The following is a 428-nucleotide window of genomic DNA, read 5'->3' on the forward strand; positions in this document are numbered from 1 at the left end:
CTCAGCCGACTAAGCCGAAAGACGTTACAGAGATAAGAGTACAGCGTTGTTGTTTGTTGCGATTTACAATCACTACCCATCATCTGACCTGTCGGTCAGACGATTAAAACTTTACTTCTTCCAAATTTTTAAAGAACGAAACAGCATTAATCTCTAAAAGATCAAACCTAAACCCAGTGGCTTACGTTTGTACTTTCAAGATATGTAGAGTGGTGGAGGATGACGGGATCGAACCGACGACCCCCTGCTTGCAAAGCAGGTGCTCTCCCAGCTGAGCTAATCCCCCAATTTGGTACGACCGAACTGGTAGGGCTGGTTGGACTCGAACCAACGACCCCCGCGTTATCAACACGGTGCTCTAACCAGCTGAGCTACAGCCCCAAATGCTGTTCTTCTTGTTCAACAGTCGATAAGAGTGGACGCTCAAT

2 tRNA genes are annotated in these 428 nt (G+C 47.0%); both read right to left on the bottom strand.

The features are described 5' to 3' along the window. Positions 1–210: 210 nt before the first annotated feature. A tRNA-Ala gene (locus CR105_RS27565) sits at positions 211–286 on the bottom strand. Positions 287–304: 18 nt separating this feature from the next. Beyond that, a tRNA-Ile gene (locus CR105_RS27570) sits at positions 305–381 on the bottom strand. Positions 382–428 lie beyond the last annotated feature (47 nt).

The sequence above is a fragment of the Massilia eurypsychrophila genome, assembly GCF_002760655.1.
Classification (GTDB): Bacteria; Pseudomonadota; Gammaproteobacteria; order Burkholderiales; family Burkholderiaceae_D; genus JAFCUW01.